The 15,280-nt window shown below is 48.5% G+C and carries 7 protein-coding genes; 2 read left to right on the top strand and 5 right to left on the bottom strand.

All coding sequences use genetic code 11. The features are described 5' to 3' along the window. The first annotated feature begins 64 nt into the window (after positions 1-64). A complete protein-coding gene (locus R3D00_21845; GenBank protein MEZ4775839.1) occupies positions 65-892 on the top strand; it encodes a sugar phosphate isomerase/epimerase family protein in 828 nt (275 codons plus the stop codon). Between the two features lie 9 nt (positions 893-901). Here the strand turns inward: R3D00_21845 and R3D00_21840 are convergent, their stop codons facing one another. Further along, on the bottom strand, positions 902-2,545 hold the full coding sequence (locus tag R3D00_21840) for a sodium:alanine symporter family protein (GenBank protein MEZ4775838.1): 1,644 nt from the start codon (positions 2,543-2,545) through the stop codon (positions 902-904). A gap of 77 nt (positions 2,546-2,622) precedes the next feature. Then, positions 2,623-4,350 carry a hypothetical protein gene (locus R3D00_21835; protein ID MEZ4775837.1) on the bottom strand — a complete coding sequence of 576 codons (1,728 nt, stop codon included), beginning with the start codon at positions 4,348-4,350 and terminating at the stop codon, positions 2,623-2,625. 53 nt (positions 4,351-4,403) lie between these two features. Here R3D00_21835 and R3D00_21830 point away from each other — a divergent pair, with 53 nt between their 5' ends. Continuing rightward, positions 4,404-4,931 carry a DUF2911 domain-containing protein gene (locus R3D00_21830; GenBank protein ID MEZ4775836.1) on the top strand — a complete coding sequence of 176 codons (528 nt, stop codon included), beginning with the start codon at positions 4,404-4,406 and terminating at the stop codon, positions 4,929-4,931. 65 nt (positions 4,932-4,996) lie between these two features. Here the strand turns inward: R3D00_21830 and R3D00_21825 are convergent, their stop codons facing one another. The 3 genes from R3D00_21825 to R3D00_21815 are packed head-to-tail and all read right to left on the bottom strand — an operon-like array spanning position 4,997 to position 15,135. Continuing rightward, positions 4,997-5,464: a hypothetical protein gene (locus R3D00_21825; GenBank protein ID MEZ4775835.1), complete on the bottom strand. Its 468-nt coding sequence runs from the start codon at positions 5,462-5,464 to the stop codon at positions 4,997-4,999. Positions 5,465-5,474: 10 nt separating this feature from the next. Next, a complete protein-coding gene (locus tag R3D00_21820; GenBank protein ID MEZ4775834.1) occupies positions 5,475-5,993 on the bottom strand; it encodes a T9SS type A sorting domain-containing protein in 519 nt (172 codons plus the stop codon). A 4-nt stretch (positions 5,994-5,997) separates the two neighbouring features. Next, positions 5,998-15,135, bottom strand: a complete 9,138-nt coding sequence (locus R3D00_21815; GenBank protein MEZ4775833.1) for a tail fiber domain-containing protein — start codon at positions 15,133-15,135, stop codon at positions 5,998-6,000. Positions 15,136-15,280: the final 145 nt, after the last annotated feature.

Genomic DNA, 15,280 nt, shown 5'->3' with positions numbered 1-15,280 from the left:
TAAAAAGTTTGCGCCTTTTTATTAAGTTACCTTTTCAAACACTAGAATTAACCTACTCTTTCTCATGAATGTATCCAGAAAAAATTTTCTACGCACCTTAGGTATTGGCGCAGGCACTTTGGCAGGTGCTACGATGCTGCCCGGTTTTCGTCCGGCACCTTCGAGCCATTCCCTCACCCTGGGCCTGGCTTCCTATACGCTACGCGAATTTACCCTTGATCAAACCATAACGATGACCAAACGGGTAAATCTCACGCATATCGCGCTGAAGAGCATGCACATGCCACTGGAAAGCTCAGAAAGCCAGATCAAAACGATTGCACAAAAAGTGCGTGACGCCGGGCTGAATCTTTACGGAGTCGGTGTTATTTATATGAAAACTGCCGAGCAGGTAGATCAGGCATTTGCTTACGCAAAAATGGCGGGTGTCGAGGTGATCATTGGTGTGCCAAACCATGACCTGCTTGCAAGAGCCGAAGAAAAAGTTAAGGAAACGAATATTAAACTTGCCATCCACAATCATGGCCCCGGTGATGACGTGTATCCAGGTCCCGATACGGTTTATGAAAAAATCAAAAATCTAGATACCCGCATTGGCCTTTGTATGGATATCGGTCATACGAGGCGAATTGGTCAGGACCCTTCTGCAATGGCAAAAAAATACGCTTCACGTCTCTATGATATCCATTTGAAAGATGTAGATAAGGAAGGGAAAGACGGCGTACCAGTCGAACTGGGAAGGGGAATTATTGACATTCCCGGCTTCCTCGCTACCCTGCAAAAAATCAAATACACTGGCGTAGTTGGTCTTGAATATGAAAAAGACGGAAAAGACCCCATGCCCGGTATGGCCGAATGTGTTGGCTATACCCACGGGGTCCTTGATTCTTAGCAATTGAACCTATTCTCTCAGATAGGATTTGTTTTTGAAGTATTCGTCTGACATTTTCTTCACCACCCCGGAGAGCAACAGCAAAGCAAATACGTTGGGAATGGTTACGAGACTCAATGCGGTGTCTCCCAATCCCCAGATTGTATTCAGAGCTGTAACGGCACCAATAAAGTGCATCAGCACAAATATCAGTTTGTAGGGCAGAATGGCCTTTTTCCCAAACAGGTAGTTGGCGCAACGGTCTCCGTAATAACTCCAGGAAATGGCCGTAGATACGGCAAACAGAAATACGCAGACAACGACAATGATTCGCCCCGCACGGCCGAGGTCCTTGGAAAAGGCCAGGGCTGTAAGCGGGGCAGCATTTTCTACTGCATCACCGTGCAAGACCCTGTATTCTGTACCGTCATCCCCCACCGCGCGGCTTTCACCCGGCAGGATTTTCCCCGAAAACTTCAGCGAATGGGCAGCATCTGTATAAATTTCAGTTACCGCTACTTCATGCCAGGCAAAATGTGTATTTCCCTGTGCAACCCCTTCTACTACCACCAACTCGGAGGGCGCGCTGCCAAACGTAACATCTTCACCCGACTGCTCAACCCATGAGACATCGCTGCTACCGAGAATAAGCTCTGTAGGTGTTTTTTGGGTCCAGACACCTGTACTCAGGATGACCAGTCCAGTGATCGAACAAATAATAATCGTATCGATAAAAGGCTCCAGAAGTGCCACAGCACCTTCTGAGACCGGTTCGTCTGTTTTTGCGGCAGAGTGCGCAATGGGGGCAGATCCCTGCCCGGCTTCATTGGAGAAAAGCCCTCTTTTTACCCCCCATACCAAAGTCTGTATCAATACACCTATCCCTGTGCCGGCTACCCCTGCCGTAGGATTAAAAGCTTCCGAAAAAATCAGTTTAAAAGCAGGGAGGATTTCTGCGTAGTTGATAAAAAGCACAGTCAGTCCCCCCAGAACATATAACCCGGCCATTGCCGGAGCCAGGATACCGGTAACTTTTCCAATCCGACTGATTCCCCCCAAAATCACCATCGCCACAATGGCCGCAGTAAATACACCCGTACCCCAGGTAGGAATTCCAAACTCAGAATTCATCAGGTCGGCAACGGTATTGGCCTGGATCGCATTGCCGGTAAGAAATGCGGTAAGCATAAGTGCAAATGCCACAAAAACGGCCAGCCACTTCCAGTTTTTACCTAACCCTCGTTCTATATAATACATCGGCCCACCAGAAACCGTTCCCACCATTTGGCTTGCTTCCCCGGTCTCCACATCGCGATATTTTTGTGCGAGGGTAACTTCGGTAAACTTGGTAGCCATACCCAAAAGCGCCGTGATCCACATCCAAAAAAGTGCACCCGGCCCTCCCCAGTGAATAGCGATGGCCACACCGGCAATATTACCAATTCCTACTGTAGCAGAAAGGGCAGTAGCAAGTGCCTGAAAATGCGAAACGTCGCCGGGATCGTTGGGGTCGTCGTATTTTCCTGTTGCTACGGCAAAACCATGTCCCAGTCTTCGAAACTGAATAAACCCAAGCCGAATGGTCAGAAAAACGCCGGTAAGCAGCAACATTACAATGAGTACCGGTCCCAAAACGCTGTCAATGGCACCCTGTACGGTGGTAATAATTTCCATGTATTTTTAAGATTTTGGAACAAATAAATCAAAATACCCGGATAAGGCAAATTTGCAGGCTATATCCTCTCTGCAGGCTAAACATAATGGGAGACCATCTTCTTTGGAGTCAGGATCCGGTCAAGAATCCGCAGCGTTATCAGATAGGTAGGTTTTACGCCTACTTCCCCCAGGCTGCCGGAGGCAAGTGTACTTCCCGTAAGTAAAGGATTATCCGAAGCATAGTAGGCATACCGCAGCCTTACTCCCCGATCGATATTTTTGCGAATCATTGCCGCCGCCTGTATAGCTTTCTGATAATGTGCACCTTCCATTTCCAGCCCGATCGCTTTCCATGAAGAATCTCTGAAATAACCCAAAACATCGCGGTTTTGCAGCGATGTCCCCAACACCGTAATCATAGGACCTTCACATACAAGCATACCGTCATTGGAGAAGTCTTCCATTTTCAGATCATTTTCGAGCGGGTAGTTGTCCGCAGTACCTTCAAAAATATGTGCCGTAGGAATCATAATATCTCCTTTTCCCCCTGTCAGGATTCCGGCTTTCCCCATAATCGATATGGAAGCGACCGGCATAGGCCAGCTTCTTTCATCCGAATCCAACGGTTTCAGCAGCTCGTCCATCGTCTCGAAGGCCTGTTCGCCAAAAGCATAATCCATGACAATAATCACAGGTTTTTCAGCTCTGATATACGCCTCGTCAAATGAAAGTTCGGGTGCCAGCGAACGCAGGTCAAGTTTATCGGTGTCGATAATCTGCACAGAAATATTGGTTCCTGTATGATCTTCCAGCATACTCATTCCATTCTCCAGGGCAAATTCCAGCACTTTTTCCCGAAGGTTGTTATGTGCAGGTTTACTGAGGTTCAGTGCCAGCGATTCTATGGATTTGAGTTTTCCTTTGAGATGTTTTTTCATGGCCGGCCAGGCATAAATACTATTCAGCACACTGTGAAGATTGGCACTGATAATATGCACAGGTCGTTCGATCAACTGGTTACTGAGAAGAAACTCTTTGATCTGATTGGCCCATTTTTCTCCGTAAATATGATGGCCAATTCGAGCCCGGAGTGTGGGTGAAAAAGTTATTTCACGACTTTTCCCATGCAAATGTTCGTCCATCGCTACTTTCCCCAACCAATATATCACATGAAAAAGTCCGTTATTGGTTAATGAATGCTGAGCCATACGCCGATATGCATGCCGCGTTTCTTCAAATGTCCGCCCCAAAAGCGAACTCATATAGGTAATCGCCAACTCGCGGTTTTTATCATCTATCTTCGAATCGTTTTTAACAATCGCTTCCAGCTTTTCCCATTCAAGACAAGGTTTATTATTTTCATCAAAAGCGTGTTTACGAATTTTTTCGGCCTCCATATACATAAAAGTGAGGTGAGTAAGTATATCGTAAATCTCGCTCCTGCCGCGCGTCACTTCGATATACATATGTTCTTCGTCGACTTTGTAGCAGTTTCTCCTGCGGCTGAGCGGGATGATCACCTCAAATTCTGAGTCCTTAAAACCTTCTTCCGAAATCAGTTTTACGAGCCGGCATTCCTCTATTCCTTTGGGTAGGCGGTCGATTACATAAATAAGCCCTGCCAGCTCTACCTTGTCAGGGTCGCCCATGGATCCGTAGATTTCAGGGCTTAAGGTAAGGAGTGCCTGGGTAAGCACTTCTCCCGATGCTCCCGGGTTTTTGTAAGAACCACTGTTGAAAATGTGGCGCATCTCCGTATATAATCTTTCGATGGCGGCCCGGGCTTCTCTTGCCCTGGATAAAGCCAGGTCATTGATCTCCATAATTTGTTAACTTTGAGCTACTAAATCTACGCTTCATTAAAATTAAAAACATTATGAAAAATTTACAGATGTTAACCACCATACTACTGACAGCGATACTGCTGTTTGGTATGGAAGCTTTTGGTCAGAAAATTCCTGCAGTTGACAAAAGCCCTGCAGATATCAGTTATCTCCGAAAAGATAAGGAAACAGTTGCAAAAGTTGTGTATTCCCGGCCTATGAAAAATGGACGCGAGATTTTTGGAGGCATTGTTCCCTTCGAAAAAGTATGGCGTACCGGTGCCAATGAAGCAACGGAAATCAAGTTTTTTAAAGACGTAACTTTCGGTGGTCAAATGGTAAAAGCAGGAACTTATTCCCTGTTTTCTATTCCTGGCGATGCAAAGTGGACCATTATCCTCAACAGTGGACTGGACCAGTGGGGTGCATATTCTTACAAAGATGATCTTGACGTAGTCAGAGTGGAAGGTACAGTCAGCCAGGGAGATGAAGTTGAGGCCATGGCTATCCTGTTTCATGAAAACACTCTTATCATCGCATGGGATAAAACCCGCGTGAGTGTGCCGGTTGCCTTTGAATAGGAAATAAAAAACCGGACCGGTTTTCTTTGCAGATAACTGGTCCGGGCTTTTTTATCGATACCTTTTTACTTCTTCTTCAGGGAGGAAGTCCCTACGGCATATACGATAGAAATATCATCGTATTTTCCATTTTCATTGATATAGAAAATCAGACTCGCCGTTCCTTTCTCCAATTCTTTCCCCGAAACAATCCCCACCTGAATCAACTTATCTTCACCGGGTTTTATATCGCCGATTTTCACTTCTTCGGGTAGCAGGAGACCTGCCAAATTGTTGAGTTCCTGCGGGCGAATGGAAACTGCTTTGGCGAGATATGCACCTGTATTTTTGATAGTAAAACTGATAATACTGGATTCCTCCGGATCGATATTGTTGTTGTCATTTTCATCAGTAAACCGAAGGTCATCAATCACTGTCAGGATAGGATAACCAAAATCCAGAATCAAGGTATCACTTTGTGCATAGATCTCCTGCGCACGGGCGGATACGACAAGAAAACACAAACTGCATATCAGCAAACAATATTTAAACATAGGGATAGAGTTAGTGTATTTTCTGAATTTTTTCTGATTGAATCAACGTGCCGTCGTCAGTGCGGAAATTCAACATATAGATCCCATCTGCCAGCGCTTCCATATTGAAGATCGTCGTCCGGCTTCCCGAAAACTGAATTCTTTGAAGCGGCACACTGGTCTTGCGTCCACGCATATCGTACATATCCATTTTCACAACAGCTGGTTTATCCGCTGACAATTCTACTTTCAAAACACCGGTAGTAGGATTAGGAAAAATTTTGTAGCTGACGGGAAGTTTTACCTCATCATCGATACCCACAAAAGTACCCCTTGTATCCGGCTGCTGAAACCCTTGAGTCAGAATGAGCATTCCGTTTGTGGTAATAGCTGTAGCTGTTACCAGTTCACCTGCTGTGTAGGAGAGGCTGTATTGCCCTACTTGTCCCCAATGGCCGGTGGTACCGAGAACCTGACGATCCAGACTCAACTGAGCAAACAAAGAACATGTGCTGGCAAAAGCCAGTAAGAAGCTAAGGATATGTCTCATCTTACTATTTTATTTTTTCTTCCAGTAAACGAATTCTTTCTTCAAGTTTTTGGATCATTTCCTGTTGTGTTTCTATCGTTTTCTGTTGGCCATCAAGTACTTCCTGCTGCTCTTGCATGCCCTTGATCATCACCGGAATCAGGTCGGTATAGTTAATACCAAAGCGATCGAGTTCTACCTGCTCCATCAGACCTGTCTGAGGATTGATCCGGTATTGATGGGTTTTTACTACTTCAGAAATCACGGGTTCCACTTCCTGAGCGATAAGACCCAGCTTCAGGCCCAGTTCCGGATGCTGGTTCCAGCGGAAACTTACCGGACGCAGTTGCATGATCTGGTCCATCCCGTAATTGATATTTTCAATACTGTTTTTCTCACGGTAGTCAGAAGTATTGATTAAACCATTGGCAGCATATACTTCCAGCCAAAGATTTGAAGGACCACCGAGATTGAAGGTATTGTTTGGCGGAAGCAGGTCTGTGGTGATTTTTATGTCTGAAGTTTGAATAGAATCTGCTACCCAGTTGGTGCCATTATAGGTAAGGAACTCACTGGTTATAGGTGCAGTAGCAGAAACAGCCACTCCCTGCAATCCGTCAACCGTGAGGTTGGGGAAAGTACCAGTCACATCACCTGTCGCAGCCGTAGCCGTGGTAATATCATCAGCAGCATTGGTATCGCCGGTGTTGGTTACTGTATTGCCGGTAATGTCGATACCGGTTCCTGCTACATAACTTGCAGTTGCATCGGCAGCGGGGATCCAGTTGGTTCCGTCAAATTTCAGTACCTGATCAAGCGTCGGAGCAGTAGCAGAAACAGCTACTCCCTGCAATCCGTCAACCGTAAGGTTGGGGAAAGTACCTGTCACATCACCTGTCGCAGCCGTAGCTGTGGTAATATCATCAGCAGCATTGGTATCGCCGGTGTTGGTAATCACGGTACCGGTTACATTAATACCTGTACCAGCGGTATAAGTATTATTTATGTCTGTTCCTGGTGCCCATGATGTTCCATTCCATTTTAATACCTGTCCGGCAATGGTAGGCGCGGTCGCCGATACCGGGCTGCCCTGAAGTCCGTCAACCGTAAGGTTGGGGAATGTACCTGTCACATCACCCGTAGCAGCCGTTGAAGTAGTGATATCATCAGCGGCATTGATATCGCCCGTATTGCTGATGATTCCACCGGCAAAGGCAATGCCGGTTCCGGGAGAATACGGGAGTGCAACTGAACTACCGCCATTTGAAAGGAATATGGTAGTACCCGTAATGGAAAGTGTTTGGATCTCGTTTACGTTGGAGGTATCACCCGTATTGGTAATGATATTTCCCGTAACATCAATGTAATTGCTACCAGAGTACAGTACGCCATTATCTGCCCCTGGTGTCCACTGTGTGCCATCCCATTCCAGTACTTGTCCGATAACCGTAGGAGCGGTTGCCGAAACGGGAACCCCCTGCAAAGCTTCGACATTCAGGTTGGCAAAAGTGCCCGTCACATCACCGGCTGCCACGCTGGTATTTGTAATATCATCAGCGGCATTAGTATCGCCAATATTGATGATCTGTGTTCCGGAAAGCGCAATTCCGGCTCCGCCTGTATAGGTAGGCGGATAAGCGACACTACCGCCACCATTGGAAAGCACGAGGTTACTACCGGAAATAGAGAGCACCTGAATCTCATTTGTTGGGCTTGCATCTGCATCATCAACAGCGTCTGCAGAAGGATTCCACTGAGTACCATTCCACTTCAACACCTGATTTAGCGCGGGAGCTGCATTGGTAACGGGTTTCCCCTGGATAGCAGTTACCGTTGGTGAAGGATACACGCCGGAGAGATCGCCTGCGGCGGCGGTCGTATTGGTAATGTCGTCAGCTGCATTGGTATCACCGGTATTGGTGATGGTTGTGCCCACAACACTAATCCCGGTTCCTCCGGAATACGATGCGCCATCATCTGTACCAGGTGCCCATGATCCGCCATTCCATTTCAGCACCTGGCCTACAACGGTAGGAGCGGTAGCCGAAACCGGGCTGCCCTGAAGTCCGTCAACCGTCAGGTTGGGGAAAGTACCCGCTACATCACCTGCGGCTGCCGTAGAAGTCGTAATATCGTCAGCGGCATTTGTGTCCCCCGTATTAGTAATCACCGTTCCGGTTACGTTGATGCCAGTACCTGCTGTGTATATGTTTCCACCATCTGTACCGGGGGCCCAGGAGGAACCATTCCATTTCAGTACCTGACCGACAATGGTCGGTGCAGTAGCCGAAACGGGTGTTCCCTGAAGTCCGTCAACCGTCAGGTTGGGGAAAGTACCCGCTACATCGCCTGCGGCTGCCGTAGAGGTAGTAATATCGTCAGCAGCATTGGTATCGCCGGTATTGGTAATCACCGTTCCGGTTACATTGATTCCAGAACCTGCTGTATAAGTGTTGCCACCGTCTGTACCGGGAGCCCAGGAGGAACCATTCCACTTCAATACCTGGCCGATAATGGTAGGAGCAGTAGCAGAAACCGGGCTGCCCTGAAGTCCGTCAACCGTAAGGTTGGGGAAAGTACCCGCTACATCACCTGCGGCTGCGGTAGAAGTCGTAATATCATCAGCTGCATTCGTATCACCGGTGTTGGTAATCACCGTTCCGGTTACGTTGATACCCGAACCTGCTGTGTAAGTCGTATTATCATCTGTGCCGGGAGTCCACTGGGTACCATTCCATTCCAGTACCTGACCCGCAACTGTCGGCGCCGATCCGGAGACCGGACTGCCCTGAATACGGGTTACGCTCAGGTTAGAGAATACACCACTTGCATCACCACCCGCTACGCTGATATTGGTAATATCATCAGCGGCATTCGTATCGCCCGTATTGGTAATGACCGTTCCGGTTACGTTGATGCCCGAACCGGCGGTATAGGTATTACCAGCATCTGTACCGGGTGCCCAGGAAACACCATTCCACTTCAGCACTTGTCCAACAATCGTTGGAGCCGTCGCAGCAACCGGATTTCCCTGAAGTCCGTCAACCGTCAGGTTGGGGAAAGTACCCGCTACATCACCTGCGGCTGCGGTAGAAGTCGTAATATCATCAGCTGCATTCGTATCACCGGTGTTGGTAATCACCGTTCCGGTTACGTTGATACCCGAACCTGCTGTGTAAGTCGTATTATCATCTGTGCCGGGAGTCCACTGGGTACCATTCCATTCCAGTACCTGACCCGCAACTGTCGGCGCCGATCCGGAGACCGGGCTGCCCTGAATACGGGTTACGCTCAGGTTGGAGAATACACCACTTGCATCACCACCCGCTACGCTGATATTCGTAATATCATCAGCGGCATTCGTATCGCCGGTATTGGTAATGACCGTTCCGGTTACGTTGATACCAGAGCCTGCGGTATAGGTATTTACACCATCGGCGCCCGGAGCCCAGGAGGAACCATTCCATTTCAGTACCTGACCGACAATGGTCGGTGCAGTAGCCGAAACGGGTGTTCCCTGAAGTCCGTCAACCGTCAGGTTGGGGAAAGTACCCGCTACATCGCCTGCGGCTGCCGTAGAGGTAGTAATATCGTCAGCAGCATTGGTATCGCCGGTATTGGTAATCACCGTTCCGGTTACATTGATTCCAGAACCTGCTGTATAAGTGTTGCCACCGTCTGTACCGGGAGCCCAGGAGGAACCATTCCACTTCAATACCTGGCCGATAATGGTAGGAGCAGTAGCAGAAACCGGGCTGCCCTGAAGTCCGTCAACCGTAAGGTTGGGGAAAGTACCCGCTACATCACCTGCGGCTGCGGTAGAAGTCGTAATATCATCAGCTGCATTCGTATCACCGGTGTTGGTAATCACCGTTCCGGTTACGTTGATACCCGAACCTGCTGTGTAAGTCGTATTATCATCTGTGCCGGGAGTCCACTGGGTACCATTCCATTCCAGTACCTGACCCGCAACTGTCGGCGCCGATCCGGAGACCGGACTGCCCTGAATACGGGTTACGCTCAGGTTAGAGAATACACCACTTGCATCACCACCCGCTACGCTGATATTGGTAATATCATCAGCGGCATTCGTATCGCCCGTATTGGTAATGACCGTTCCGGTTACGTTGATGCCCGAACCGGCGGTATAGGTATTACCAGCATCTGTACCGGGTGCCCAGGAAACACCATTCCACTTCAGCACTTGTCCAACAATCGTTGGAGCCGTCGCAGCAACCGGATTTCCCTGAAGTCCGTCAACCGTCAGGTTGGGGAAAGTACCCGCCACATCGCCTGCGGCTGCGGTAGAAGTCGTAATATCATCGGCTGCATTCGTATCACCGGTGTTGGTAATGACCGTTCCGGTTACGTTGATGCCCGAACCGGCGGTATAGGTATTACCAGCATCTGTACCGGGTGCCCAGGAAACACCATTCCACTTCAGCACTTGTCCAACAATCGTTGGAGCCGTCGCAGCAACCGGATTTCCCTGAAGTCCGTCAACCGTCAGGTTGGGGAAAGTACCCGCCACATCGCCTGCGGCTGCGGTAGAAGTCGTAATATCATCGGCTGCATTCGTATCACCGGTGTTGGTAATGACCGTTCCGGTTACGTTGATACCAGAACCTGCTGTGTAAGTCGTATTATCATCTGTACCGGGAGTCCACTGGGTACCATTCCATTCCAGTACCTGACCCGCAACTGTCGGCGCCGATCCGGAGACCGGGCTGCCCTGAATACGGGTTACGCTCAGGTTGGAGAATACACCACTTGCATCCCCACCCGCTACGCTGATATTGGTAATATCATCAGCGGCATTCGTATCGCCGGTATTGGTAATGACCGTTCCGGTTACATTGATACCAGAACCTGCTGTATAGGTATTTACACCATCGGCGCCCGGAGCCCAGGAGGAGCCATTCCATTTCAGCACCTGACCGACAATGGTAGGAGCAGTAGCGGCAACGGGTGTACCCTGAAGTCCGTCAACCGTAAGGTTGGGGAAAGTGCCCGCCACATCACCTGCGGCTGCGGTAGAGGTCGTAATATCGTCAGCTGCATTGGTATCGCCGGTATTGGTAATGACCGTTCCGGTTACGTTGATACCAGAGCCTGCGGTATAGGTATTTACGCCATCGGCGCCCGGAGCCCAGGAGGAGCCATTCCACTTCAACACCTGACCGACAATGGTAGGAGCGGTAGCCGAAACCGGGCTGCCCTGAAGTCCTCCAACCGTCAGGTTGGGGAAAGTACCCGCCACATCACCTGCGGCTGCGGTAGAAGTTGTAATATCATCAGCAGCATCTGTATCGCCGGTATTGGTAATGACCGTTCCGGTTACATTGATACCAGTGCCTGCCGAATAGGTTGTATTGTCATCTGCACCAGGAACCCATTGTAAGCCATCCCATTCCAATACCTGACCGACGTTAGTGGGGGTAGAGCTGGAAACAGGATTTCCCTGCAACCCTTCGACCACGAGGTTTGAAAATATCCCAGTAACATCACCCGAAGCAGGGGTTGTAGTTAACACATCATCAGATGCATTCGTATCGCCAGTATTGGTAATGGTGGTACCGGTAACATTAATACCTGTACCAGCTATATAAATGGTACCATCATCTGTGCCTGGCGCCCAGGCAGAACCGTTCCATTTCAATACCTGACCGGTAAGAGAAGGAGCCGTAGGAGCTACAGGAATACCCTGAATCTTGCCAACAGACAAGTTGGAATAAACCCCGGTAACGTCTCCGGCAGCTACAGAAACGTTAGTAATATCATCCGCGGCATTCGTATCACCGGTATTGGTAACGACATTCAGGCCGCTGATAGAAATACCTGTACCTGCAGAATAGGTAGTATTGGCATCAGCGCCAGGTGTCCACTGAGAGCCATTCCATTTGAGTACCTGGTTAAGGTTTGGGGTAACATTTGACACACCAAATCCCTGAAGTCTGGAAACTGTCGGGTTTGGATAGGTACCGCTCAAGTCGCCATTTGCCGTAGAGCCAATGAGGACGTCATCTGAACCATCAAGGTCGCCGGTATTGGTAACGATATTTGAAGAAATATCAATACCTGTACCCGCAGCATACACGGGCAGGTTCACACTACCTCCTCCCAGGGAAAGAGACAAAGAACTGCCGGTAAGGCTAAGAGTCTGAATTTCATTGGTCGGGTTGGCATCCGGGTCAGTAACATCATCTGTAGCATAAACCCACTGATTGCCCGCAAGATTATACTTTAAAATATTTGCATTAGAAGGAACACCGTTGGTAATCGGCCGTCCTCTGAGTCCTGTTACTGTCGGACCAGGGAAAGTACCCGAAAGATCCCCAACGGCAGGAGTAATATTCGTAATATCATCACTTGCATTTACGTCGCCGGTATTGGTAATTGTAGTCCCGCCAACAAGGTTGATACCCGAACCAGCTGTATAGGGAAGGTTTACGCTACCCCCACCAACAGAAAGCGAGATAGTTGTACCACTAATAGACAATTCCTGCAACTCATTTGCATTGTCAGAGTCTCCATCTATAAAATTATCGTCTGCAGGTGCCCATTGGGTACCATTCCACTTCAATATCTGTCCACTGGTAGCCGTAGTGCTGGCAATCGGTTTTCCCTGAAGTTTGCTTACTACAGGGTTAGGGTAAGTGCCACTCAGGTCTCCGGCAGCGGCAGATCCAATCAGTATATCATCACTGCCATTGAGATCGCCGGTATTGATAATCGTTGTACCGGATACGTTGATACCGGGACCTCCGGAATACACAGGAAGCGCGACCGAACCGCCACCGTTTGACAGTGTAAGCGTATTGCCGCTCAGTGTAAGATCCTGTAATTCGTTTAGTGGATCAGCATCTGCATCGGTATCGTCATCTATACCGGGCTGCCATTGTGCGCCATTCCATTTTAATACCTGCCCCGAAGTAGTAGGCGCAGCATTGGATACCGGTTTTCCCTGCAAACTGGCAACTACCGGGTTTGGATAAGTACCGACCAGGTCCCCACCGGCATTATCGCCTATTTTAATATCATCGTTGGGGTTTACGTCGCCGGTATTGGTAACAATATTACTGGCATTGATACTGATACCTGAGCCCCCTGTGTACACAGGAATATTGACAGAACCACCACCCAGGTTAAGAGAAAGCGTATTGCCTGAAAGAGTAAGGGTTTGCAATTCATTGGTAGAATTGGAGTCCCCGTCTGTATCGTCGTCAAGAGAAGGCGTCCACTGCGTTCCGTTCCACTTTAGTACCTGATTGGTAGCAGGCTGAAGGTTAGAAACCGCAAAACCATTAAGTCTGGTAACCGCAGGATTGGGGAAGGTACCGGAAAGGTCCCCGCCGGCACTTGAGCCGATAGTTACATCGTCATTTCCATTAAGGTCTCCGGTATTGACAATGGTTGTGCCCAATACGTTGATACCTGAACCGCCCGTATATAGCGGAATACTTACACTACCTCCGTTTCCGGAAAGGGAAAGTGTATTTCCGGAAAGGGAAAGTGTTTGTAACTCATTCTGCGGGTCGGCGTCGGCGTCAGTATCGTCGTCAATGGAAGGAATCCACTGGTTGATCCCAGAGTCCCATTTATAGATATATCCATTGTTGGGCGCCTGGTTGGAAAATGTGCGCCCATGGATTTTTGTTACTAAAGGCTGAGGAAATGAGCCCGCAAGGTCTCCACCTGCGGGGAATCCAATCGTAATGTCATCGGCAGGGTTAAGGTCACCGGTATTGCTGATTACATTGCCGCTGGATACATTGATACCAGAACCAGCCGTATAAACAGGTAATGCTACGGACCCGCCTCCATTGCCAAGGGTAAGGGTATTTCCGGAGATGCTGAGTGTCTGGATTTCATTTCCGGGATCACTGTCTGCGTCGTTTATATTATCCTGGGCAGGCGTCCATTGGCCATTTTGAAACTTCAGGACGTTGCCGGAGAAGGGAATATTGGTTGAAATAGAATTGTTCCGTAGTCTGGCGACTGTCGGGTTGGGATATGTACCGGTGAGGTCTCCACCGGCAGCAGTACCAATCATAATATCATCTGCGGAGGTAGTGTCTCCGGTATTGGAAATGACGCTACCAGAAATATTAATACCAGGCCCGTCAGTATAGCTGGTAAAAGGAAGGTTAACAGAGTTTCCGTTGGGACCGAGCGTAAGTACCGTACCGTTTAGCGTAAGGGTCTGCGTACCGCCATCTACAGCCGGATTCCAACTGGATCCGTTCCATTTGAGTACATTACCTATCTGCGCACCGTTTTGGGCAATATCGAGTGGCAGGCCAGCCGAACCATCACCCGAAATCCTTGCAGTTGTATTCACTGCACCGCCACCACCACCCGTTGTAACGGCATCGGGCTGCGGTCGCCATTCACCCGCAATGGCATCCCATTTTAAGACCTCCTTATCGGCGGGAATGATATTCGCCACATCCAGGCCCTGAATTTTTACTACAGTAGGATCAGGATAAGTGCCGGCAAGATCGCCATTGGCAGCAGTACCTATAGTTATATCGTCATTGGGATTGGTATCTCCCGTATTGATAATCGTGTCATTGACTATATTAATACCCTGTCCGGCATAAACCGTTCCTCCTTCATCGGGAGAACTTACCCAGTTGGTACCATCCCACTTCAACACATCGCCCGAATCAGGTACAGGGGCAATCACATCAGAAAGATCGCCGATACTTACATTCTCCACCGAACCCGCTTTCTCAGCATATAAACTGAAAGGTACACTTTCCATTTTTGTCACCCCCATATTGACAAATCCATTGCCATTGGGGTCAATTTCTACCCGGAGAAAGTAATTGCCAAGTCCCCAGTTGATATTGGCAAAAGAACCGGCTACAGGCAGCCCTTCTCCAATATTGAGGGTAAAAAGCCCATAGGAATTGGTAAGTGCGGAATTTGTCTCCTGATATACCTGGTTTCCTCCCTGAAGGATGGTAAACCTTACGTCAATTGTCTGACCATTAAGTACACTTGCGCCATCACGGGCAATCGCCTGATAGGAAATTCCCTGAGGTGCCTGGGCCTGCACAAGCGTTTGTAATGCCAGTAACAGGAAAGCCGTTAATAGGGTGATTTTTGTCTTCATCTGGTGTAAAAGTTTGATAACACGTGTTTGGGTATGTTTCATGACTGCTTCTGTTTGGAAGAGACAATCCTCATAAAAAGTTTTTTCTGTGTACAAAATGATTATTAGAAATTTCCAATCATCGCAATTTACACAAAATTATCACAAATATAAAAATGTCTGTATGGTTAACAGTCACTTTCTCTTC

The sequence above is a fragment of the Bacteroidia bacterium genome, from assembly GCA_041391665.1.
Lineage (GTDB): Bacteria > Bacteroidota > Bacteroidia > J057 > J057 > JAGQVA01.
Note: the sequence above shows the minus strand (reverse complement) of the source record. Positions and strands in the feature narration are given on the sequence as shown.